20 protein-coding genes and 1 riboswitch are annotated in these 22,788 nt (G+C 69.6%); of the genes, 9 read left to right on the plus strand and 11 right to left on the minus strand.

The window, feature by feature from the left end:
- Positions 1-64 precede the first annotated feature (64 nt).
- Positions 65-1,207, minus strand: coding sequence for a multiple monosaccharide ABC transporter substrate-binding protein (gene chvE, locus ASG53_RS04440; RefSeq protein WP_056128970.1), 1,143 nt, complete (start codon positions 1,205-1,207; stop codon positions 65-67).
- 365 nt (positions 1,208-1,572) lie between these two features.
- Positions 1,573-1,712, plus strand: a riboswitch (ZMP/ZTP riboswitch).
- Between the two features lie 121 nt (positions 1,713-1,833).
- Between chvE and glyA the strand changes: the two genes are divergently transcribed.
- Positions 1,834-3,126 (plus strand): serine hydroxymethyltransferase, encoded by a 1,293-nt coding sequence (gene glyA / locus ASG53_RS04445; protein WP_056128973.1) that lies wholly within the window; start codon positions 1,834-1,836, stop codon positions 3,124-3,126.
- A gap of 151 nt (positions 3,127-3,277) precedes the next feature.
- On the plus strand, positions 3,278-4,165 hold the full coding sequence (locus ASG53_RS04450) for a bifunctional methylenetetrahydrofolate dehydrogenase/methenyltetrahydrofolate cyclohydrolase (protein WP_056128976.1): 888 nt from the start codon (positions 3,278-3,280) through the stop codon (positions 4,163-4,165).
- A 200-nt stretch (positions 4,166-4,365) separates the two neighbouring features.
- Here ASG53_RS04450 and ASG53_RS04455 read toward each other — a convergent pair whose 3' ends face one another.
- On the minus strand, positions 4,366-5,325 hold the full coding sequence (locus ASG53_RS04455; RefSeq protein WP_056128980.1) for a zinc-dependent alcohol dehydrogenase family protein: 960 nt from the start codon (positions 5,323-5,325) through the stop codon (positions 4,366-4,368).
- A 95-nt stretch (positions 5,326-5,420) separates the two neighbouring features.
- Between ASG53_RS04455 and ASG53_RS04460 the strand changes: the two genes are divergently transcribed.
- Together ASG53_RS04460 and ASG53_RS04465 are read left to right on the plus strand one after the other, a co-directional pair.
- Entirely contained in the window at positions 5,421-6,008 is a 588-nt protein-coding gene (locus ASG53_RS04460) for a TetR/AcrR family transcriptional regulator (protein WP_056128984.1), read from the plus strand.
- Between the two features lie 166 nt (positions 6,009-6,174).
- Positions 6,175-6,975, plus strand: a complete 801-nt coding sequence (locus tag ASG53_RS04465) for an exodeoxyribonuclease III (RefSeq protein WP_056128986.1) — start codon at positions 6,175-6,177, stop codon at positions 6,973-6,975.
- 95 nt (positions 6,976-7,070) lie between these two features.
- On the opposite strand, the gene ASG53_RS04470 is transcribed toward ASG53_RS04465, so the two are convergent.
- The 6 genes from ASG53_RS04470 to ASG53_RS04495 all read right to left on the minus strand — a co-directional run bounded on the left by ASG53_RS04470 (position 7,071) and on the right by ASG53_RS04495 (position 13,480).
- Complete coding sequence (locus tag ASG53_RS04470; protein WP_442983366.1) at positions 7,071-8,519, minus strand: ABC transporter permease; 1,449 nt, start codon at positions 8,517-8,519, stop codon at positions 7,071-7,073.
- A gap of 80 nt (positions 8,520-8,599) precedes the next feature.
- Positions 8,600-9,307 (minus strand): ABC transporter ATP-binding protein, encoded by a 708-nt coding sequence (locus ASG53_RS04475; protein WP_056128989.1) that lies wholly within the window; start codon positions 9,305-9,307, stop codon positions 8,600-8,602.
- On the minus strand, positions 9,304-10,893 hold the full coding sequence (locus ASG53_RS04480) for a hypothetical protein (protein ID WP_056128992.1): 1,590 nt from the start codon (positions 10,891-10,893) through the stop codon (positions 9,304-9,306). Before ASG53_RS04480 ends, ASG53_RS04475 begins: the two co-directional genes overlap by 4 nt.
- A gap of 74 nt (positions 10,894-10,967) precedes the next feature.
- Positions 10,968-11,993 carry a hypothetical protein gene (locus ASG53_RS04485; RefSeq protein WP_056128994.1) on the minus strand — a complete coding sequence of 342 codons (1,026 nt, stop codon included), beginning with the start codon at positions 11,991-11,993 and terminating at the stop codon, positions 10,968-10,970.
- Positions 11,994-12,277: 284 nt separating this feature from the next.
- Positions 12,278-12,547, minus strand: a complete 270-nt coding sequence (locus ASG53_RS04490) for an HPr family phosphocarrier protein (RefSeq protein ID WP_056128997.1) — start codon at positions 12,545-12,547, stop codon at positions 12,278-12,280.
- 270 nt (positions 12,548-12,817) lie between these two features.
- Positions 12,818-13,480 (minus strand): histidine phosphatase family protein, encoded by a 663-nt coding sequence (locus ASG53_RS04495; protein ID WP_056129000.1) that lies wholly within the window; start codon positions 13,478-13,480, stop codon positions 12,818-12,820.
- Positions 13,481-13,790: 310 nt separating this feature from the next.
- On the opposite strand from ASG53_RS04495, the gene ASG53_RS04500 reads away from it, so the two are divergent.
- From ASG53_RS04500 to ASG53_RS04515, 4 genes are all read left to right on the plus strand, one after another.
- Complete coding sequence (locus ASG53_RS04500) at positions 13,791-15,746, plus strand: beta-glucoside-specific PTS transporter subunit IIABC (RefSeq protein ID WP_200945447.1); 1,956 nt, start codon at positions 13,791-13,793, stop codon at positions 15,744-15,746.
- Between the two features lie 17 nt (positions 15,747-15,763).
- Positions 15,764-17,176 carry a glycoside hydrolase family 1 protein gene (locus ASG53_RS04505; RefSeq protein ID WP_056129007.1) on the plus strand — a complete coding sequence of 471 codons (1,413 nt, stop codon included), beginning with the start codon at positions 15,764-15,766 and terminating at the stop codon, positions 17,174-17,176.
- Positions 17,177-17,306: 130 nt separating this feature from the next.
- On the plus strand, positions 17,307-18,203 hold the full coding sequence (locus ASG53_RS04510; protein WP_082543769.1) for a PRD domain-containing protein: 897 nt from the start codon (positions 17,307-17,309) through the stop codon (positions 18,201-18,203).
- Positions 18,204-18,307: 104 nt separating this feature from the next.
- A complete protein-coding gene (locus ASG53_RS04515; RefSeq protein WP_162246132.1) occupies positions 18,308-18,610 on the plus strand; it encodes a PTS transporter subunit EIIB in 303 nt (100 codons plus the stop codon).
- Between the two features lie 13 nt (positions 18,611-18,623).
- Here ASG53_RS04515 and ASG53_RS04520 read toward each other — a convergent pair whose 3' ends face one another.
- The 3 genes from ASG53_RS04520 to ASG53_RS04530 all read right to left on the minus strand — a co-directional run bounded on the left by ASG53_RS04520 (position 18,624) and on the right by ASG53_RS04530 (position 21,792).
- The gene (locus tag ASG53_RS04520; protein WP_056129016.1) at positions 18,624-19,787 is read right to left on the minus strand and encodes an Mrp/NBP35 family ATP-binding protein; all 1,164 of its coding nucleotides are present in this window, start codon (positions 19,785-19,787) and stop codon (positions 18,624-18,626) included.
- A gap of 153 nt (positions 19,788-19,940) precedes the next feature.
- Positions 19,941-20,516 carry a DUF1003 domain-containing protein gene (locus ASG53_RS04525; RefSeq protein ID WP_056129018.1) on the minus strand — a complete coding sequence of 192 codons (576 nt, stop codon included), beginning with the start codon at positions 20,514-20,516 and terminating at the stop codon, positions 19,941-19,943.
- Complete coding sequence (locus tag ASG53_RS04530) at positions 20,509-21,792, minus strand: magnesium transporter MgtE N-terminal domain-containing protein (protein WP_056129021.1); 1,284 nt, start codon at positions 21,790-21,792, stop codon at positions 20,509-20,511. Before ASG53_RS04530 ends, ASG53_RS04525 begins: the two co-directional genes overlap by 8 nt.
- 146 nt (positions 21,793-21,938) lie before the next feature.
- Between ASG53_RS04530 and ASG53_RS04535 the strand changes: the two genes are divergently transcribed.
- Positions 21,939-22,784, plus strand: a complete 846-nt coding sequence (locus ASG53_RS04535; protein ID WP_235533826.1) for a general stress protein — start codon at positions 21,939-21,941, stop codon at positions 22,782-22,784.
- Positions 22,785-22,788 lie beyond the last annotated feature (4 nt).

A 22,788-nucleotide genomic window follows, 5' to 3' on the forward strand; every position in this document is an offset into this window, starting at 1 on the left:
CGTGGATGGGGGGTGCTCGGTCGGCGCGACGCAGCGCCGCGCCGACCGAGCGGTGAGAGGTGTGTCAGGCCTGACCGGACTTGACCTGCTCGGCGGTCCAGTAGCCGGAGTCGACGAGAAGCTCGGTGATGTTGTCCGTGTAGACGATGTCCGACTCGAGGAGGTAGGACGGGACGACCTTCACACCGTTGTCGTAGGACTCGGTGTCGTTCGCCTCGGGCTCTTCGCCCTTGAGGAACGAGTCGGCCGCGGTGACGGCCTGGTCGGCGAGCTTGCGGGTGTCCTTGAAGATCGTCGCGAACTGCGTCCCGTCGGCGATGAGCTTGACCGACGCGATCTCCGCGTCCTGGCCGGTGACGACGGGGAGACCGTCGGCGATGGTGGTGCCGTAGCCGGCGTTCTGCAGCGCGGTGATGATGCCGCGGGAGATGCCGTCGTACGGGGACAGGACGCCGTCGAGCTGCTCAGAGCCGCCGCCGTACGTCGAGGTCAGGAGGTCCTCCATGCGCTTCTGCGCGGTCTCCTGGAGCCAGCGGAGCGTCGCGACCTGCTCGATGCTCGTCTGGCCGGACTTGACGACGATCGAGCCCTCGTCGATGTACGGCTGGAGGGTCTTCATCGCGCCGTTGAAGAAGAACGTGGCGTTGTTGTCGTCGAGCGACCCGGCGAACAGCTCGATGTTGAACGGTCCTGTCGCGTCGCCCTTGGAGCCGTCCTCGTTGAGGAGGCCGAGACCGACGAGCAGCGAGGTGGCCTGCTGGACGCCGACGTTCTCGTTGTCGAAGGTCACGTAGAAGTCGACGTTCTCGCTGTCGCGGATGAGGCGGTCGTACGCGATGACGGGGATGTCGGCGTCGGCCGCGGCCTGGAGCTGCGTCGCGAGCGCCGTGCCGTCGATCGAGGCGATGATGAGGAGGTCGACGTCCTTGTTGATCATCTGGTCGATCTGCTGCTGCTGGGTGGGGATGTCGTCGTTGCCGAACTGCAGGTCGACCTCGTAGCCGGCTGCCTCGAGCCCGGACTTCACGGCGTCGCCGTCAGCGATCCAGCGCTCAGACGTCTGGGTCGGCATCGCGACACCGATGACGCCGGTGCCCTCTTCTGCCGCGCCCGACTCGCCCGAGCTGCTGCCCGCTCCGTCGCCGCTGCACGCGGCGAGGCCGAAGGCCAGGACCGCGCCCATCGCCGCAAACTTGATTCCACGCATGGTGAGTGCTCCTCGTCGTCCTTGAGAGGTGGTCGGCCCCGTCGTCGGGGCCGTTGTCGTTCTGGAGGCCCGGACATCTCTGTCTGAGCGATGGGACCACTCTATGACTTCGAGTCCCGAAGTCAAGGTGGAAATGATTGCGGAACGGGTTCGCTGTGATCACAGTTTGGTCACGCCATACTGGGACTAAGTGCCCTTCTTTCGCGTCTAGGCCGTGAAAATGGGCTGTGGGTGATTTTGGGACGTGAACCCAAGGGTGTCGAACGCTCGCGCTTGACCCTCAGCGAGCTGTCGTCCCGGGCGTGCCCGGGACGTCGTCGTGGGTGTGGACGACCCTGGCGTCGTCCGGCGACCGTGGGCTACGATCTCCACGTCGTGACTGGCGTCTGTGCCCACGTCGCCCGAGGTGTCCGAGAGGCCCCGGGGGACCAGCACAGGATGGTGGACCACCACCGGGGAGCGACGTGCACCACTCGACTTCGGGTCGTCCGCCTGGGCCCCGGTCACCCGTACACGGTGCGTGTGCGCGTGCCCGGACGACGAGTCCCGGGCCGTGCTCACGCAGCAGGTACGCCAGCCGGTCCCGCACGGGGCAGGCCGACCGACCCCCGCTGCAAGGAGAGAACATGACCGCTCTGAACGAGAACACCGTCATGAACCAGGGCATCGCCCAGGTCGACCCCGAGATCGCGGCAGTCCTCGACGGCGAGCTCGCGCGTCAGCGCGACACCCTCGAGATGATCGCCTCCGAGAACTTCGTCCCGCGGGCCGTGCTCGAGGCCCAGGGCTCCGTGCTCACCAACAAGTACGCCGAGGGCTACCCCGGCAAGCGCTACTACGGCGGCTGCGAGCAGGTCGACATCGCCGAGACCCTCGCCATCCAGCGGGTCAAGGCCCTCTACGGCGCCGAGCACGCGAACGTCCAGCCGCACTCGGGTGCGACGGCCAACGCCGCTGTCCTGCACGCCCTCATCAACAAGGGCGACAAGATCCTCGGCCTCGAGCTCGCGCACGGCGGTCACCTCACGCACGGCATGAAGATCAACTTCTCCGGCCGCCTCTACGAGGTCGCCGCGTACGGCGTCGACCCCGAGACCCACCTCGTCGACATGGACAAGGTCCGCGAGACCGCGCTCGCCGAGCGCCCCGACGTGATCATCGGCGGCTGGTCCGCCTACCCGCGCCACCTCGACTTCGCGGCCTTCAGGTCGATCGCCGACGAGGTCGGCGCGAAGCTCTGGGTCGACATGGCGCACTTCGCGGGTCTCGTCGCCGCCGGTCTGCACCCCAACCCTGTCGAGCACGCCGACGTCGTCTCGTCGACCGTCCACAAGACGATCGGCGGACCCCGCTCCGGCTTCATCCTGTCCCGCGAGGAGTACGCCAAGAAGATCGACTCGGCCGTGTTCCCAGGTCAGCAGGGTGGACCGCTCATGCACGTGGTGGCCGCCAAGGCCGTCGCCTTCAAGATCGCCGCCTCCGAGGAGTTCGCCGAGCGTCAGCACCGCGTGCTGCGCGGCGCCAAGATCATCGCCGACCGCCTCACCGCGGCCGACGTCACCGAGGCAGGCGTCTCCGTCCTCACCGGAGGCACCGACGTGCACCTCGTGCTCGTCGACCTGCGCCACTCCGACCTCGACGGCCAGCAGGCCGAAGACCTCCTGCACGCCGTGGGCATCACCGTGAACCGCAACGCCGTGCCCTTCGACCCGCGCCCCCCGCGCGTCACCTCGGGCCTGCGCATCGGCACGCCGGCGCTCGCCGCCCGCGGCTTCGGCGACGAAGAGTTCACCGAGGTCGCCGACATCATCGCGGAGGCGCTCAAGGCTGGCGCCGCGACCGACGTCGAGTCCCTCAAGGCGCGCGTGGACAAGCTCACGGGCGACTTCCCGCTGTACCCCGGGCTCCAGCAGTACTGAGCCGTCCCCTGGGCAGCAGCCCGGCACCGTCCGTGCCGGGCTGCTGCCCTGCTCCACGGGCGACTGGCCACGAGCCGCCGGCCGCACCTGGCACCCGCGCCCAGCCGCCCCGACCGGGCGCACCTGAGCACAGAATCTTGAGGAGACACCCATGACCGCACAGATCCTCGACGGCAAGGCCGCGTCCCGTCAGATCAAGGACGAGCTGACCACCCGCGTCGCGACGCTCCGCGCCGCGGGCGTGACACCCGGGCTGGGCACGCTGCTCGTCGGCAGCGACCCCGGCTCGCAGTGGTACGTCGCGGGCAAGCACCGCGACTGCGCCGAGGTGGGCATCGAGTCCATCCGCGAAGACCTCCCTGAGGAGGCCACGCAGGAGGAGATCGAGGCGGCCGTGCGTCGCCTCAACGACGACCCGCGCTGCACCGGCTACATCGTCCAGCTGCCGCTGCCGAAAGGCATCGACACCAACCGGGTGCTCGAGCTCGTCGACCCCGCCAAGGACGCCGACGGCCTGCACCCGACCAACCTCGGGCGGCTGGTGCTGCGCACGAACGAGCCGATCGAGTCGTCGCTGCCCTGCACGCCCGCAGGCATCATCGACCTCGTCGAGCGCAACGGGATCTCCCTGGCGGGCAAGCACGTGGTCGTCGTCGGTCGCGGGACCACCGTGGGGCGTTCGATCGGGCTGCTGCTCACGCGGCGCGCGGTCAACGCCACGGTGACGCTCACGCACACCGGGACCGTCGACCTCTCCTCGCACCTGCGCAGCGCCGACGTGATCGTCGCCGCCGCCGGGGTGCCCGGGATCGTCAAGGCTGAAGACGTCAAGGCCGGCGCGGTCGTCATCGACGTCGGCGTCAGCAGGACGACGGACCCGGAGACCGGCAAGAGCAAGGTCGTCGGGGACGTCGACCCGGCTGTCGCCGAGGTCGCCGCGTGGATCTCGCCGAACCCCGGCGGGGTCGGTCCGATGACGCGCGCGATGCTCCTCGCCAACGTCGTCGACACCGCAGAGCGCGAGCTCGTGGCGCGCTGATCCTCGCGAGGAGCCGAGCACGGCCTCCCGTGAGGAGCCGAGCCCGGCCTCTCGCGAGGAGCCGAGCCCGGCCTCTCGCGAGGAGCCGAGCCCGGCCTCTCGCGAGGCTCCTAGCCTCGGGCGCGACGAGGCCGTCGGTGCACGGTCCGGTGGCCTCGTCTCGCTCGACCTGCCTCTGACCTGCGTCTGAAGGTCGGCCCTCAGGGCACCAGCACGATCCGCCCGAAGACAGTGCCGAGGTCCATCCGCCGGTGAGCGTCGGCCGCCTGCGCGAGCGGCAGGACCTCGTCCACCACGGCGTGCAGCTCCCCACGGGACGCCGCGGCGAGCTGCGCGGCACGGACAGGGTCGCGCACGGAGGCCGGGACCGAGTCGAGGCTGAAGGTCGCGAACGACCGCGACTGCTGGAACGTGGACAGGAGCCGTGCGCCGAAGTCCGCCGGCGGGAAGCCGGCCACCACGCCGAGCAGCACCATGCGCCCGTTCGGCGCGAGCCTGTCGACGAAGTCGGGCAGCGCAGCGCCGCCCGCGATGTCGACGATGACGTCGAAGGTGGCCGAGCCACCGTCCTCGGCCCGGCCGTCCCGGTCGAGCACGTGCGTCGCGCCGAGCGCGCGCAGCCGGTCACCCCGCTCCTGGGACGACGTCGTGACGGCCACGATGCTCGCCCCGGCACGGACCCCGAGCTCGACGGCCGCGATCCCGATGCTCCCGGAAGCCCCACGGACCAAGAGCGACTCGCCCGCACGCAGGTGCGCGTGGGTCAGAGCGAGCTGGGCGACCGTGGCCGCTCCTCCGACAGTCACCGCGTCGACCGAGGACAGCCGGTCGGGCAGCTCCACGACGTCGTCGACCCGCGCGACGGCCTGCTCCGCGTAGCCGCCGCTCGTCCCCGTGAAGGCCCACACGCGGCGGCCGACCCACGCCGGGTCGACCCCGGCTCCGACCGCGGACACCGTGCCCGCGACCTCGCTGCCGAGGATCATGCCCTCGGAGAACGCCGGCCCGAGGGTGCCTCTCCGGACGACGGCGTCGACCCCGCCGACCCCGATCGCCTCCGTCTTCACCACGAGATGAGCTGACCGCGGGACGGGCGGGGGCAGCTCGACCACCGCCATCCCGCTCGGGTCTCCGAACTGCTGGATCATCACTGCGCGCACTGGTTCTCTCCTCGATGGTGGCCTGGGGCTGTACTCTCGGGACGCTAACGGACGCACCCGTCCACATCGCCGAAGTGAGAGAGGTTGGTCAGCAGGTGACTCAGAAGCTGCGGTCCGACGCACGCGACAACCGCGACCGCATCCTCGCCGCGGCGCGTGAGCTCTTCGCCGAGTCGGGCCTCGATGTGGGGATGCGCGAGATCGCTCGCAAGGCTGAGGTCGGGCCCGCGACCCTCTACCGTCGCTTCCCGAGCAGGCAGGATCTCGTCGCGGAGGCCTTCGCCGTCGAGATCCGGTCGTGCAAGGACACCGTCGAGGACGGGTGCGCAGACCCCGACGCGTGGCGCGGGCTGACCTCGGTGGTGACGAGTCTCGTGACGGCCAACATCCACAACCGGGGCTTCATGGACGCCTTCCTCTCGGCAGACCCGCCGGACCAGGTGATCTCGGCAGAGAGGCGTGAGATTCTCCGGCGGCTCACGGGCCTGGCTCGGCGCGCCCAGGCGCAGGGGAGGCTGCGCTCGGACTTCGAGATCGACGACCTCGTCCTCGTCCTGCTCGCAGTCCGAGGGCTCAGCGCGCTCGCCCCCGCGGCACGTGACACGGCCGCCCGACGTCTCGCGGTCCTTGCTGTCGACGCGCTCCGAGCTCCGGAGGACCCGCCTGCGGACCGCCCGGCCTGACATCTGGTCTGCCGACCGGCTCGCGGCCGGGACTCGGGCCCCGGCGTCTGCCCGCCGCCGGCCCGGTGCGCACGGCCTCGGCGGTGGGCGTCCTGCCCGCCGCCGGCCCGGCGGGGACGGCCTCGGCGGTTCACGCCCTGTCGGTGGGATGAGGTTGGATAGGCGCATGGTCACCATCGCTACAGCCAACGTCAACGGCATCCGTGCCGCGTACCGCAACGGGATGGGGGAGTGGCTCGCCCAGCGAAGCCCCGAGATCCTGCTGCTCCAAGAGGTCCGCGCGACCGACGAGATCCTCGAGGGTCTGCTCGGCGAAGGCTGGAACAGTGTCCACCAGGCCTGCGACATCAAGGGTCGTGCGGGCGTCGCCATCGCCACGACCCTCCCGTTCAAGGCTGTGCGTGTCGGGCTCGGCAACGGCGAGCCGGAGGTCCCCGTCGACACCGGTCGCTGGGTCGAGGCCGACATCGAGCTCCCGACGGGGGAGACCGTGACGGTCGTCTCCGTCTACATCCACTCGGGCACCGCCGGCACGCCGAAGATGGACCAGAAGTTCGCGCACCTCGAGAAGGTCGACGCGCGCATGCGCGAGCTCCTCGAGAGCGGCGCCCACGTGGTCGTCGGCGGGGACGTCAACATCGCCCACCAGAACGTCGACATCAAGAACTGGAAGGGCAACCTCAAGTCGGCAGGCTTCCTGCCCGAAGAGCGCGCCTACCTCGACCGCTGGTTCGAGGCCGGCTGGGTCGACCTCGGTCGTCGCCACGGCGGCGAGGGCCCAGGACCGTACACGTGGTGGTCCAACCGCGGTCAGTCCTTCGCCAACGACGCAGGGTGGCGCATCGACTACCAGCTCGTCTCGCCGGCCCTGGCCGAGCTCGCGTCGAACGTCCACGTCGACCGTGCCGACTCCTACGAGGCGCGCTGGAGCGACCACGCCCCGCTCCTCGCGGACTACGCGCTCTGACAGCCCCAGCACACAGTCGACCACGGGCCCGGGACCTCGCGAAGAGGTGCCGGGCCCGTCGTCGTCTCGCTGTGTGCCGGTGCTGGCCTGTCGGCTCAGATTCCTCCGCGCAGCGCGGTGATCGGTTCGATCGCCGAGGCCTTCATGGCGGGGTACAGACCGGCGACGAGGCCGATCACCCCGCCCATCGCTGCGGCACCGAGCGCCATCCGGACGTCGAGGATCGCCGTCCAGTCTTTGAGGATCGACACCCCCACCACGACGAACACGCCGATCGCCGCGCCGATGAGCCCGCCGAGCATCCCGATGACCACAGACTCGACCACGAACTGCCCGGCGATGTTCTTCTTCGACGCCCCGAGCGCCCGTCGCAGACCGATCTCACCCCGGCGCTCCATGACGGAGAGCAGCGTGACGTTGGCGATCCCGAGTCCTCCGACGAGCAGCGCGACCCCGCCGAGCGCGAGGAAGATCGCGTTGATGTCGGCCTGGACGGCCTGACGCAGCTCCGAGGCCTGGGCAGGAGCCTTCACCTCGAAGTTCTCGGGAGTGTTCGGGTCGAGCGCGATCGGCACCTGCTGGCTGATCAGCGGGCCCGATCCCGTCGCGATCCGCAGGTGCATCTCCTCGGCTGACGTGAGGCCGAAGTCTGCCCGCGCAGTGCCGAGAGGCAAGATCACGGAGTCCAGCAGGTCCGGGCGGCGTTGCATCGCGTCGACGATCCCGACGACCGTGTAGCTGTCGTCGCCGATGAAGATCGACGGCTGGCTCTCGACGCGACTCAGCCCGAGCTGGTCGGCGGCCCGCTGACCCAGAACCACGACCCTGTCGGCCCGCTCGCTGTGACCGTCGTCGAAGAACCGGCCGGTGACGACCTCTCCGCGGACCGCGTCGAGCAGCCCGCCTGAGGCGGCCACGACACTCGGAGACACGACCTTGGGGGCTGAAGGATCGTTGACGGGGACGGCTGTGACAGCGGCGTCCTTGATGTCGACTGTCCCCAGCATGCCGGCCCCCTCGACGCCGTTGAGCCGCAGCACCCGTTCCGGTGCGTCCCACGGCAGCGACGTCTTGGGGCGGGCGTTCCCGCTCCACGACGATCCCGTCGTCCCAGGCTGCACGAGAGCCTGCGTGGCAGAGACCGCGTCGAACTGTGCACTGATCTGGCCTGCGGCGGTCTGGGCCAGGCCCACGGTGACCACGACAGATCCGATGCCGAGCACCGTGCCCAAGATCGTCAGCACGAGACGGCCCGGCTTGGCGCCGATCCCGTGCGCAGCCTCGGCGAAGAGGTCGCGCAGCGAGAACCTGTCCCGGCGTGCACCGAGGTGGATCTCGGAGCGGTCGAGGCGGGTGCGTCCGGAGCGCCAGAACACGAGGCGGCCAGCCGTGCGACGCAGGCGTTCGGACCACGTCGGCTCTGCGGCCGCGCCGTCCAGGAGGTCGGCGAGCCCGTCCTTCTCCGGGTCGGACGGACCGTCGGGCTGGTGGTCGTCGGACTGGGGTCCCTGGGTCTCGGGGGGTGCCGGAGCATCGTCTGTCACGACGGACGTGCCGCCTCCAGAACTGTAGGCAGGTCCGGTGGCAGGGGGCGCGGCTCCCTCTCGTCGGGGACGTCGGAAGATCATGCGAGCTCCTGCAGACGGCCGTCGGAGATGCGGACCCGGCGCTCAGCTCGGGCTGAGACCGCGAGGTCGTGGGTGATGACCACGAGGGTCAGACCGTCGGCGTGGAGCTCGTCGAAGAGATCCATGATGCCTGCCGAGTTCTTGGTGTCGAGGTTCCCGGTGGGTTCGTCCGCGAGCAACAGCTTGGGGTCGGCGACCACCGAGCGGGCGATCGCGACGCGCTGGCGCTCACCGCCCGAGAGGGTCGAGGGCGTGAAGTCGACACGGTGGTCGAGGCCCACGCGCTCGAGCGCTGTGCGAGCCCGCTGCTCCCGCTCGCCGCGCGGGACGCCCGAGTAGAGCGTCGCGAGCAGGACGTTGTCGAGGACCGTGCGGTGCGGCAGGAGGTGGAAGGACTGGAACACAAAACCGATCCGCCCACCGCGCAGCGCTGCACGGTCCGACTCGGACGCGGTGCCTGTGGGCAGACCGTCGAGCCTGTACTCACCGCTGGTCGGACGGTCGAGCAGACCCAGGATGTGCAGCAGGGTCGACTTGCCAGACCCCGACGGCCCGATGATCGACAGGTAGTCACCGGACCGCACCGTGAGGTTCACGTCGGTCAGGGCGTTCACAGGCCCGGGGAAGGTGCGTGTGAGGTCGACCAGCTCGACGACTGGTTGCCGGACCGCGACCTCGACGGTCTGCTCGTCGACAGCGGTCACTTGCCGACCACGACCTGGTCGGAGGCCGAGAGCGGCTGCTCGGACGACACGATCTGCACGAAGCCGTCGGCTGCCAGGCCCGTCTCGACCGTCACGAGCGCTGTCGTCCCGTCGGAGGCGGCCCGCTCGATGCGCGACTCGCCGCCCGAGCCAGCGGTGAGCGCCGCTGCCGGGACGGCCAGCACCTCTTCACCCGTCGAGCTCACAGGGACGGTGATCTTGATGTTCTGGCCGAGCAGCACGGCGATCTGCTCCTCGGTGAGCCCTTCGGGCACGAAGGTCACCGTGAAGCGCGACGACGTGGCGCTGTCTCCGCCTTCACCCTCACCGCCGTCCTCCCCCTCGGGCGCTTCCGACTCGGTGGCCGCGACGATCTCCGAGACCGTGCCGGTGATGGTCCCACCGCCGTCAGGGACGGGGAACGTGCCGGTCATGCCGACCTCGAGCAGCTCGGCGTCGGAGGCCGCGAGCGAGCCCTCGACGACCACGTCGGCGCCAGAGACGCTCATGAACGGCGTCGACCCCGAGAGTGTGGTGCCTCGCTTGGTCTGCACCTGGTCCACGCGGCGCGGCAGGTTCGAGAAGTACACGACCTCGGCTGCCGGGAGTGCTGTCATGGTGCTCTCGAGCGCCGTGTCGAGGTCTGCCTGAGCCTGCTCGACGGCGGCGCGGGCGTTGTCGCGCGCCGTGACCTCGCTCGAGGTGCCTGTGCCGGCGTTCGCCTCGTCGCGTGCAGCGATGGCGATGTCGAGGGCTTCCTGTGCGCTGTCGACGGCGTCCTGCAGGCTCTGCGGAGAGACAGGTGCTTCGCCCTCGAGTGCAGCGGGCTGCGGTGTGTCCCGGGTCGCGACGGCCTGGTTGAGCGCACGCTGCGCGTCGTTGACGACCCGCTGTGCCTCCATCCGCACCGACTGAGGTGCACCACCGGCCGCTGTCGTGAGAGCAGTCTCCGCCTCAGACAGCATGTCCTTCGCGGACCGCAGCCCGTCGCGGGCGGACTGCAGCGCCGCGGCGTCTTCGTCGCTCGCCGCTGGGGACGGGTAGCCCGCCGCCACGTACAGCTGGTCGACGGCTGCGACCGTCGCCGCGTCGTAGACGTCGGACTCGACGTTCCCCGGGTTGATCCCGAGGGATGCGAGGGCCTGCTTGAGCTGGAGGACGTCAGGGCCGGAGACCCCGACGCGGAGCGTGCGGTACGCCGGCAGCTCACCGGGCAGCGCGATGACAGGCCGACCGGCCACCTCGAGGACTACCGAGGCGGCGTCGATCGTGGTGCCCACCTCGGGGACCTGGCCTGTGACGACAGGGGGCCCCGAGATGTCTGTCGTGTCGATCGCGACTGCGACGGACTCGTCGTAGAGCACGTCGGCGCGCAGGCTGACGTCGTTGGCGATGACGCGGTTCTCGACGGGCACGGTGATGAGCCCGGCCTCGGGCGGGGCTACCTTCGCCGCGGCGTCAGCCGGGGACTCGATGAACCGTGCGATGACGATCCCGGCGGTGAGGAACACGACGGCCACGGCTGCGAGCAGCCAGATGACGCGGTTGCCGCTGAAGAACCTCGAGAGAGGCTTCGCTGCTGTCATGACTGAACCGTTCTCCTGTGAGAAAGGCCGCGTACGGGCGCGGCGAGAGAGGTGGTGGGAGCGAGAGCGGTCCGTCAGGACGCGGCGGCGTCTTCGACCATCGAGGCCTTGTAGGCGTCGAGCTCGGCCTTGTGGTCCTTGATGAACTGCTCTTCGAGAGCGAAGGTGACCTTCTGCTCACGCTCGGTCCACTTCACGGACTCCTTGCACCGGAAGTCGGCAAGAGCCGTCTCGATGTCGTTCTCCTTCACGGCCTTGAGGTCCTCGGCGGAGGGCTCAGGCCAGACAGCGTCAGGGTCGTCCGGGTTCTCGGGCTGCGGGAGGTTCTCCCAGAGTGCGTTCTGCTGCTCGTTGACCGAGTTCATCGCGTCTTCGGGAGTCGCGAGGTCGGGGTACCCGGCGTCAGCCATGCAGGCGGACCACTCAGACTGGAGGGTCTTGAGGTCGGGGGAGGACATCTGCTCTTCGTACATGGCGTTCATCGCGTCGAAGAGAGGCTCGAACTCGGAGTCCGCTCCGGCCATGTCGGGGTAGACCTCGTTGCTGGCCCAGCCGTAGCAGCCCGCCTGCTCCCAGTCGTACTCGTAGGTCTCCATCTCCTCTTCGGTCATGTCGGACCAGATGTCCGGGCCGTTGAGGGTCTCGTAGTAGGCGGCGGCTGCGGACTCCGAGAGCGAGGCGACGTAGTCGGCGTTGGGGTCGACCCACTCCTCGACCTCCTCGTCGGCCTCGTCGGTCGGCTCCTCGTTGTACGACCACATGCCGTAGCCGTTCTTGGAGATCCACTCCTCGGTGTTCTGCTCCTCCATGTCCGTCTCGTCCATGACGACGGTGCTCCCAGTGTTGTCCTGGGGGATGTACTCAAAACCGGCGTCAGCCATGCACTCGGCGACGAGGTTCTCGATCTCGACCTGCTGGCGGTCGCTCTCCTCCTGGTCGAACTCCTGGTCGACGTCGGCGAAGTACGCCGTGAGAGGGCTCGTGGCGGCGCTGCTCGACTCGGAACCGCCCCCTTCCGCGTCGTCTGAGCAGCCGGTCAGGGCGAGGAGCCCGATGACGGCGAGGCCAGCGGCGAGCCGGTGTGCGGGGCGGGTCATCATCGAGAGGCTCCTCGGCAAAGTAGTTTAAAGATCACGCATGTACTTGGTCACCGGACGGTGACGGCACGACCCTAGACCGCTGGGAGTCACCTGGGTATCCACCCAGAGGTGGATATCGAAGAGACCGAGGGTTACTTCTTCCGGAGGTGGTCGTCGCGGCGCTGACCTCGGGTTCTGTGCGCACGAGCGTCGCCTCGCGCGATCCGGACGGCTGTGCCCGAGCGCCCCGAGGGGCGGTGACCTCCGTCAGCGGTGGGACCGGGTGCTGCGCGCGGTCGGCGGCCTCAGGCGGCGTCGAGGTCGGTCCTGAGCAGGGCTGCGAGGTCGTCGAGAGCAGTCTCGGCCTCGAGGGCGCGGGACTCGAGGACGACGTCTTCGTCCCGGGACAGGCCCAGCGACATGACGAGCAAGATGCTCGACGCATCGACAGGTTCTTCGTCGGGGCGCCCGATCGTGATCTCGTGCCCTGTGGCAGCGGCTGCCCGGGTGAACAGCGAGGCCGGCCGGGCGTGCAGACCGGAGGCTGAGGCGATGGTGACCAGACGTCGTGGCACTGGGTGCTCCTCGGGTGCTCGGTAGGTGGAGGCCCGGGGTGGTGCACGCCCGTGCAGACAAAAAAAGACCTGGACGCCGGCGACACCGTCGTGAGACGGGGGCTGGGTCCAGGTCTTGCCTGATCGGGTCAGTGACAATCCTCGGGTGGGAACCGTTATACGTCCCTGCTGATCAGCACGTCAAGCCTCAGCTCCGCTTCTGAGGGCGTCGGTCCCCAGGTGCAGGGCTGTCTCGTGGACCGCATGCCTGGTAGCGGGTCCCGGCCTGGGTCAGGGCTTCGGGGTCTCGACGACCGTCGTGTCCTCTGCGGGTTCGAATCCTGCCGAGACCCCCTGGCCCGAGGGGTCGAACCCGACGTTGAGCGCGCTCCGGTGTCCCGCACGGTCGACCGAGACCGTCGAGACGCTGGCGTTCGCGAGCGGCTCGAGGTCGCCCCCGACGACGAGCCGCAGGTAGACCGCGAGCGTCACCCCGTGGCTGACGACGAGGACGTGCTCGTCGTCGAGGTGCGCGCGCTCGATCGTCTCGAAGGCTGCGACGACACGCTCGATGTACTCGTGCGCCGGTTCGCCCCCGGGGAAGCCCGGGTGGGTCCCGGCGAGCACCGAGCCGAAGAGCTCCCGGGCGTCGATCTCGCGGAAGAGCTCGTCCTCGGGGGATGCCTCGAGGTCGCCGAAGCTCATCTCCTTCAGCCCGTCCACTGCGACGAGGGGTGTGCCGGGGTGGTGGGCGAGGATCTCTGCGGCAGTCGTGCGGGTGCGTCCCGACGGGCTGGTGTATGCCGCGTCGAGACGGGTGGTGGCCAGGTGGGAGGCAGTCGACCGCACCCCGACGAGCCCGTCCGCGGTGAGCGGAGAGTCGCACCAGCCTTGCAGCCGGCGCTCGGTGTTGAAGACTGTGCGTCCGTGCCGGACGAGGTGCAGGGTCAGCATGCCAGGGGATGCTACCGCCTGCGCCGGGCTCCGTCTGGGGTGCGGAGCGCGGCCGGCAGACCCGGGCGAGCAGCGTCGTCCACAGCCTGGCGACGGCGGGAGGGCTCGTCCTGGACACGCTCTGCCCCCTGGGTTATGTTCGAGCTGCGGACGACCCGTCGTCCGTCTCAGATCTGGGATTGTTACTTACCTCAAGGCAAGACCCAAGCTGTGGCTCGACTCGTGCCCCTCGCGCGACTCGACCCGGGCTTGGGTCTTTTTTGTCCCCTGCGACATCCCTTTTGTCGGAATGGTTCAGAGAGGAATCAGCGTGAGATACGACGAGATGGCGCAGAGCGTCCTCGAGCACGTCGGAGGCGAGGTCAACGTCGCCTCGGTCGTCCACTGCGCGACACGCCTGCGCTTCAGGTTGAACGACGAGTCGAAGGCCGACACGGCTGCTCTCGAGGCCACTGCGGGCGTCATCGCGGTCGTCACGAGCGGCGGGCAGCTGCAGGTGGTCGTCGGCAACGACGTGCCGCAGGCCTACGCGGAGCTCGGCAAGATCATGAACCTCGGGGGAGAGCAGGCAGGCGGGCGCGCGGGCGGTCGCCGGAGCCTGCTGAGCGGCTTCATCGACCTGGTGTCGACCATCTTCAGCCCGCTCCTGTGGGCGCTGGCCGGGACCGGGCTGCTCAAGGCCCTGCTGGCGCTCGTCGGGACGCTCGGGTGGCTCGACACGCAGTCGCAGAGCTACGTCATCCTCAACGCGGCCGGAGACGGGCTGTTCACCTTCTTGCCGGTCCTGCTCGCGGTGACCTCTGCGAGGCGTTTCGGTGCGAACCCCTTCGTCGCCATGGCGGTCGCAGCAGCCCTCGTCCACCCGTCGATCATCGCGCTCGACACTGCAGGCACCCCCGTGCACTTCTTCGGCCTGCCCGTCGTCATGGTCAGCTACGTCTCGTCGGTGATCCCGATCATCGTGGCCGTGTGGGTGCAGAGCCATCTGGAGAAGCTGCTCGACAAGGTGCTCCCCTCGTCCCTGCGGAACTTCCTCACGCCGTTCTTCGTCGTCGCCGTCCTGGTACCTGTCACGCTCCTGACGATCGGACCTGTCACCAGCGCTCTCGGCAGCGGTCTGTCCGACGCCATCACCTGGCTCTGGACCCTCAGCCCTGCGGTCGGCGGCGCGCTGCTCGGAGCCTTCTGGCAGGTCTTCGTGATCTTCGGTGTGCACTGGGGATTCGTGCCGGTGATGATCAACGACCTCGCGACCAACGGCTTCTCCGTGCTGAGCGGTCCGCTCGTCGCCGCGGTGATGGCGCAGGCGGCGGCGTGCATCGCGGTCTTCGTCAAGACGCGCAACCGGGACCTGCGGCTGATCGCCGGGCCTGCGGCTGTGTCAGGGTTGCTGGCCGGGGTGACCGAGCCGGCGATCTACGGTGTGACCCTCCGGCTGAAGAAGCCGTTCGTCTACGCCTGCATCGCCGGAGGGGTCGGCGGAGGGATCGCGTCGGCCGGAGGGTCAGCGGCCGACGTCTTCGCCCTCCCCGGCCTCGTGTCGCTGAGTGCGTACATGAACATCGGGAACTTCACGCTCCAGGTGGTCGGGAGCGGCATCGCCATCGTCCTTGCGTTCTTGCTGACGATCTTCCTCGGTTTCGAGGACCCACCCGAGACAGTCTCGCCCGGTGCCCCAGGACGGGCAGCCGGAGCGGCCGGTGACGCCAGCACGACCGGGGTCGGTGGCGGTCCCGGCGGGGCGACCGGAGTGCCTGCACCCGCACCGACCAGCCCTCCCGCAGCGGCTCCGGGAGGTCGGACCGCGACCCTCACCTCGGTGACCACAGTCAGCTCTCCGGTCGTCGGGAGGGCAGTCCCGCTCGCGGCTGTCCCAGACCGTGTCTTCTCGTCGGGCGCCCTGGGCTACGGCCTCGGCGTGGTCCCGAGCGGAGGGAGCATCCACGCCCCCTTCGACGGCGAGGTCGTGAGCGTCATGCCTCATGCCTACGGGGTGAGGTCCGTCGACGGTGTCGAGGTGCTCGTCCACGTCGGTATCGACACGGTCCGGCTCGAAGGACGCCACTTCGTCACGCGTGTCGAGAAGGGTCAGCACGTGGTGCGCGGCGACCTGCTCGCCCTCGTCGACCTCGCGGGCGTGACCGCCGAGGGATTCGACCCCGTCACCGTCGTCCTGGTCCTCGACGCCCGTCCACGCCATGACGTCCTCGCCGCACGGCCGGGCGACGTCGACCTGACCTCCACGGTCCTCACCGTGGTCCGCTGAGCAGAAGGAGCACCACCATGAAGTACGAGAGTCTCGCTGCGTTCCCACCGGGGTTCCTCTGGGGAGCGTCGACCTCTGCCTACCAGGTCGAGGGGGCCTGGGACGAAGACGGCAAGGGTCCGAGCGTCATCGACGCTCGTGAGTCCTATCCTGCCGGGACCAGCGACTACACGGTCGCGAGCGACCACTACCACCGCGTCACCGACGACGTGGCGCTCTTCGCCGAGCTCGGTCTGACCGCCTACAGGTTCTCTGTCGCCTGGAGCCGGATCGTCCCTGACGGCGACGGCGAGGTGAACCCCGCCGGCATCGACTTCTACCACCGGCTCATCGACGAGCTCCGTGCGGCCGGGATCGAACCCGTGCTGACCATGTACCACTTCGACCTGCCGCAGGCCCTGCAGGAGAAGGGCGGGTGGTCCGAGCGGAGCACCGTGGACGCCTTCGTCAGGTACGCCGGCATCCTCTTCGAGGAGTTCGGTGACAAGGTCACCTACTGGTTGACGATCAACGAGCAGAACATGATGGTGATGCACGGGGCTGCTCTCGGGATCCTGCCGCCGGGGACCGACGACCCCGCCCGGGAGGCGTACCAGCAGAACCACCACATGCTGGTCGCGCAGGCCCGGGCGATGGCGCTCGCTCACGAGGTCCTCCCCGCGGCGAAGATCGGGCCGGCGCCGAACATCTCCTCGGTCTACCCGGCCAGCCCGGCCCCCGAGGACGTCGTGGCGGCCACCACCTTCAGCGCCATCCGCAACTGGCTCTACCTGGACGTGGCCGTCCACGGTCGGTACAGCGCGACGGCCTGGGCCTACCTCGTCGAGCGGGGCTGGGCTCCCCGGGTCGACCACGGCGACATGGAGATGCTGGCTGCGGGCCACCCTGACTTCATCGCCTTCAACTACTACACGACCCACACCGTCGCTGCTCCTCTCGGTGATGGCACGGATGCCGGCGACACGGGAGACCAGCACATCGTCCTCGGCGAGGAGGGGGTGTACAGGACGGCACCGAACCCGTATCTCACCAAGAACGAGTTCGGGTGGGAGGTCGACCCCGTCGGTTTCCGGACGACGTTCCGTGAGATCTACGACCGGTACCACCTCCCGCTCATGGTGACCGAGAACGGTCTCGGAGCCTTCGACGTCCTCGAGGAGGACGGCACGGTCCACGACCCCTACCGCATCGAGTACCTCTCCCAGCACGTCGAGCAGATGCAGCTGGCGCTGACCGACGGCGTCGAGGTGATCGGCTTCTGCCCGTGGTCGGCGATCGACCTCGTGTCCACCCACCAGGGGGTGCGCAAGCGTTACGGCTTCGTCTACGTGGACCGCGACGAGACCGACCTCAGAGACCTCAGGCGGATCCGCAAGGACAGCTTCGGCTGGTACAAGGCCCTCATCGAGACGAACGGCGAGCAGGCCTGACCTGCAGGGCCCGTGCAGGCAGGCGTCGTCTGAGCCGACGACGCACGGATGACGCCTGTCTGCAGGTCGGGTCTTCGTCGCTCCAGGCCGTCCCGCGACGGCCGTCCAGACCGCTCCGGAGGAGAATCACGTGAGAGTGGCCAAGGTGTTCAACAACAACGTCGTGCTCGGGCTCGACGAGCACGGGGCCGAGTCGGTCGTCCTCGGCCGAGGCATCGGGTTCCAGGCGCGTCCAGGCGACCCGATCGACCCGCTGCTGGTCGAGAAGGCCTTCGTCCCCTCGGCCGGCACGACGGCTGAACGGCTGGCGGCCTTCGTCGACGAGATCCCGCTCGACGACATCGTCCTGACAGAAGAGATCGTGGCTCTCGCCCGCGCCGCGCTGGGCGACCACGTGACCCGTCACGTGCTGGTCCCGCTCGCCGACCACATCAGCTTTGCGCTGCGGCGGGCAGCCGAGGGCATCTCGATCGAGTACCCGCTGAGCTGGGAGATCGCCACCCTCTACCCTGCGGAGGTGGCCGTGGGGCGGACAGCGCTCGAGATCATCGAGCAGCGCAGGGGGGTCCGGCTCCCTGACCTCGAGGCTGTGCCCATCGCCCTGCACCTGGTCACCACGCAGTTCGGCACGGTCGACATCGGGACCACGGTGCGCATGACGGAGATGCTCTCTGAGGTCCTCTCGATCATCCGGGACGAGCACGGTACCGAGATCGACGAGGACTCAGTCGAGGTCGCCAGGTTCGTGACCCACCTGCGCTACCTCTTCGCCCGTGAACGGGCCGGCCGGAGCACGAACCGTCCGGGGCTCCAGCTCTCTGAGGCCGTCCGCGCGGCCCGGCCTCGCGAGTACGGGTCCGCGCTGCGGATCGCCGCTCTGCTCGACGAGCGCTTCGGCTGGAGCGTCGACGAGGATGAGGTCCTGTTCTTGTGCCTCCACGTCGCTCGGCTCACCGACGAGCCGACGCGGACGGCAGCACTGACCGGGCCCGCCGCACCCACCACCGACCGCCCGCTGCTCGCATGATGGCGGGTGCGGGTGCGGGTGCGGGTGCGGGTGCGGGTGCGAGTGACGGCGAGGGCGTGGGAGTGGGCGTGGACGAGGGAGTGGGCGTGGACGAGAGCGTGAGCGTGAGCGAGGACGCGGGAGTGGGCGTGGGCGAGAGCGAGGGCGTGACCAGCATCGCGGCAGCCGTAGAGGTCCTGTCCGCCGTCGGCGGTGCTGCGAACGTCGTCAGGCTCACCCGGTGCTGGTCTCGCTTGCGGTTCGTCCTGGCGGACCCAGCGTGCGCTGACCTAGAGATTCTCGGACGTCTCAGGACGGTGGCTGTCGTCGTCTTCCAGGGTGGAGAGCTTCAGGTCGCCTTGAGCCAGGGGCTCGTGGAGGTCTTCGAAGCCCTCAGGCTGCAGCTGACGTCCTCCGCCGGAGACTGATCGCAGCTCGGGGTCAGAGCGGTGAGATCCCGAGGCTGCGCCCAGCGAGTCCTCGGCTGCGGACCGTGAGCGCCCGCGCGACCTCTGTGAGAGCCACAGCCGCAGGTGACTCCGGGTGGCTCAGCACCACGGGGACCCCGTCATCACCGGACTCGCGGAGCACCACGTCGAGCGGCACCTGTCCGAGGAGCGGCACAGGCCCACCCGTCATCTCGGTGAGGTTCGCCGCGACCCGCTCGCCACCTCCCGCGCCGAAGATCTCGAGGCGGCTGCCGTCAGGCTGCTCGAGCCACGACATGTTCTCGACGACGCCGACCACAGACTGGTTGGTCTGCAGCGCGACCGACCCAGCGCGCTCGGCCACCTCAGCAGCAGCGACCTGCGGCGTGGTGACCACGACGATCTCGCTCGATGGCACCAGCTGCGCGACCGAGATCGCGATGTCGCCTGTGCCGGGCGGGAGGTCGAGCAGCAGGACGTCGAGGTCACCCCAGAACACGTCGCTGAGGAACTGCTCGAGAGCCCTGTGCAGCATCGGCCCGCGCCACACGACAGGCTGACCGGCCGGCACGAACATGCCGATCGAGACCACCTTGATCTCGTGCGCGATCGGCGGGAGGAGCATGCTGTCGACCTTCGTCGGCTGCTGCGTCACGCCCAGCAGCCGGGGGATCGAGAAACCGTAGATGTCGGCGTCGATGACACCCACCGAGAGGCCGTCCCGTGCCATCGCGGCCGCGAGGTTGGCAGTCACGGAGGACTTCCCGACACCACCCTTCCCGGAGGCGATCGCGTACACGCGGGTCAGCGACCCCGGCTCCGCGAAGGGGATGCGCGGCGCGTCCTCACCGCCGCGGAGCATCGAGCGCAGGCCTGCGCGCTGCTCGGTGCTCATGACCCCGAGCTCGACGGCCACCTCGTCGATGCCCTCGACGCTCAGCGCGGCCGCGGTCGAGTCCTTGGACAACGTGCTCTTCATGGGGCAACCGGCCGTCGTCAGGTCGACGCCGACGACTGCCTGCGCGCCGCCCCCGGCGAGAGGGCGCACCTCGATCGAACGGATCATCCCCAGGTCGGCGATCGGACGTCGGATCTCCGGGTCGATCACCCGGCCCATCGCCTCGCGGACTGCGGTCTCGAGAGCACTCAGGTCTGCCGGGAGGAGAGAGTCAGCCATACCTCGATCCTACGCGGGCGGCCGGGTGGCCTTCCCGGGACGAGAGGCCCTGGTCACCCGCACGAGAGGCGCCCTCACCGTGACCGTAACCGTAACCGTGACCGGGACCGCGACGCAGGGCGAGGCCCTGCGCTCGAGCGAGCGCCGCGGTCCTCAGTCCTGTCGCTCGGCCTCCCGGCCTGCTTCACGTTCAGCCTCCCGGTCCGCCTCGCGCTCGGCGTCGCGTTCTGCCTCCCGCTCCGCGTCACGGGCAGAGTCCTTCACCGCGATCTCCTCGAGGAGGTTGCGGATCTCCGACCTCACGAAGTCACGGGTCGCGACCTCGCTCAGGGCGATGCGCAGCGCAGCCATCTCGCGGGCGAGGTACTCGGTGTCGGCGAGGTTGCGCTCGCCGCGCTGGCGGTCCTGCTCGGCCGTGACCCTGTCGCGGTCGGTCTGACGGTTCTGCGCGAGGAGGATCAGCGGCGCGGAGTACGACGCCTGCAGGGAGAGCATGAGCGTGAGCGCCGTGAAGCCGAGCGCCGCAGAGTCGAACTGCAGGTTCTCCGGGCCCCAGACGTTCCAGGCCAGCCACGCGATGCAGAAGGCCGTCATGTAGACGAGGAACCTGGGCGTCCCCATGAACCGCGCGATCCCCTCGGAGGCGCGACCGAAGGCGTCCTGCTCCACCCGCACCCGTGGGATCAGGCTCCGGCGTGACTCCTTCGGCGTGTCGAGGCGCTCAGCCACGGGTCACCTCGTTCCTGGTGCTCTCGGTGTCGTCGCTCTCGCGCCAGTCGGCCGGGAGCATGTGGTCGAGCGCGTCGTCGACCGAGACCACACCGAGCAGCCGTCGCTCGCTGTCGAGCACGGGGAGGGCCAGCAGGTTGTACGCGGCGAGGATCCTGGCCACCTGCCCGAGCGGCGCGTCGGTCTGCACGTGCTCGACATCGGTGTCCAGGACCGACCCGAGGGGTTCGTGCGGGGGCTCGCGGAGCATCTTCTGGAAGTGCACCACTCCGAGGAACCGCCCTGTCGGGGTCTCGAGCGGCGGGCGCACCACGAAGACCATCGACGCGAGAGCCGGTGACAGGTCGGCGCGGCGGATGTGCGCCATCGCCGCGGCGATCGAGGTCTCGGGGGAGAGGATGACGGGCTCGGTGGTCATCATGCCGCCGGCGGTGTTCTCGTCGTAGGCGAGCAGTCGGCGGACGTCTTTGGCCTCGTCGGGCTCCATGAGGCCGAGCAGCTCGGCGGCCTGGGCGTCGGGGAGCTCGTGCAGCAGGTCGGCGGCGTCGTCGGGCTGCATGGCCTCGAGGACGTCGGCGGCACGACCCGTGTCGAGGGAGGACAAGATCGAGACCTGGTCGTCGCCCGGGAGCTCTTCGAGGACGTCGGCGAGGCGGTCGTTGTCGAGGGCCCCGGCCACCTCGATGCGGCGGTTCTCGCCGAGGTCGTGGAGCACGTCGGCGAGGGCGGCTGGCTTGAGGGCGTCGTAGGCCTCGAGCAGCAGGGCAGCGCCCTGGGCCGCCGAGACGTCCGCGAGACCGGTCACGGCCTCGACGTCGACGACCTGCGTGTGCCCGCGGCGACGCAGACCGAGCGCCCCCTTGCCCGAGCCCGCACGGCGGACGAAGAGCTTGTTGACTCGCCAGTCTCCTGTGCGCTGCTTCTCGATCGAGACGTCTTCGATGGTGACCGGCCCTGAGCCGTCGACCATCTCGACCGTGCGGTCGAAGAGCTCGGCGACGGCGAGGGTCTCCATGGCGCGCTGCTCGAACCTGCGCATGTTGAGCAGCCCCGTCGAGATCACCTGTCCGGCGTCGATGCTCGTGACGCGCGTGAGCGGCAAGAAGACGCGGCGGCGGCCCGGGACCTCGACGACGAGCCCGACGGCGCGCGGCGCACCTTTGGAGCGGACGAGGACGACGACGTCGCGCACCCGGCCGACCTGGTCTCCGAGCGGATCGAAGACCGTGGTTCCGGCGAGGCGCGCGACAAAGACCTGAGTTCCGGCGCTGCTCACGCGGTAAGACTACGCACCCCGTCGAGGTCTGGCATGCGCCCGCCGGCCGGTCCGGCTGTGATGCTCCTGACCAGAGGCGCGAGAGCGCTTTTCAGCGGTGAGAGGACGTCCCTGGCAGGCGGGTGGACTCTGCGCAAGAATGAGGCATGAGCATGCCTCGCCAGAACTCCGTCGCACCCAAGCTGCCGACCCTGCCCCAGGGTGAGCAGATCGCCGTCCACTCGACCTACCTCGACGCCCAGAAGGCTGTCGAGGCTCTGTCGGACAAGGGCTTCCCAGTCCAGCAGGTGACGATCGTCGGCACCGACCTCAAGATGGTCGAGCGGGTCACGGGCCGGCTGACCTACCCGCGCGTCGCCGTCGCCGGCATGGCCTCCGGAGCGTGGTTCGGCCTCTTCGTCGGGCTGCTGCTGACGATGTTCTCGCCCGAGGGCTCGGTCTACTCGATCGTCGCGGCGATCGGGATCGGTGCAGGCTTCGGTCTGCTGTTCTCGGTCTTGTCCTTCTCGCTGACGCGCGGCAAGCGCGACTTCACGTCGTCCAGCCAGATCGTGGCGTCGTCCTACGCCGTGCTCTGCGAGCGGGAGACCGCCGGGCAGGCCACGCAGATCCTGCGCGAGGCGAACCTCCTCGGGCGTCCCGCCCCAGCGCAGGCCGCCCACCCGCTCGCCTCCGCGCAGCCTGTCCAGCCGCCCGCCTACGGCCAGTCCTACGGCGCGCCGACACCGCCCGCAGCACCTGCGGCGCCACAGGCACCGACAGCTCCCGCACCGTCGCCCCAGCACGTCACCCCGAGCGGAGAACCCCGCTACGGCGTCCGGGTGGTCGACGGCAAGCCGCAGTACCCGGGCAGCCCGCAGCAGCAGGCTCCCGTCCCGCCGGTCCAGGAGCCCCCGGTCCAGCAGCCGCCCGCCACGCAGACCCCGCAGCCACCGACGCAGCAGGCGCCGACACAGCAGCCCGCCGCCCCGCAGCCGCCGGCAGACGTGTGAGCTG

It is taken from the genome of Sanguibacter sp. Leaf3, assembly GCF_001425965.1.
Lineage (GTDB): Bacteria > Actinomycetota > Actinomycetes > Actinomycetales > Cellulomonadaceae > Sanguibacter > Sanguibacter inulinus.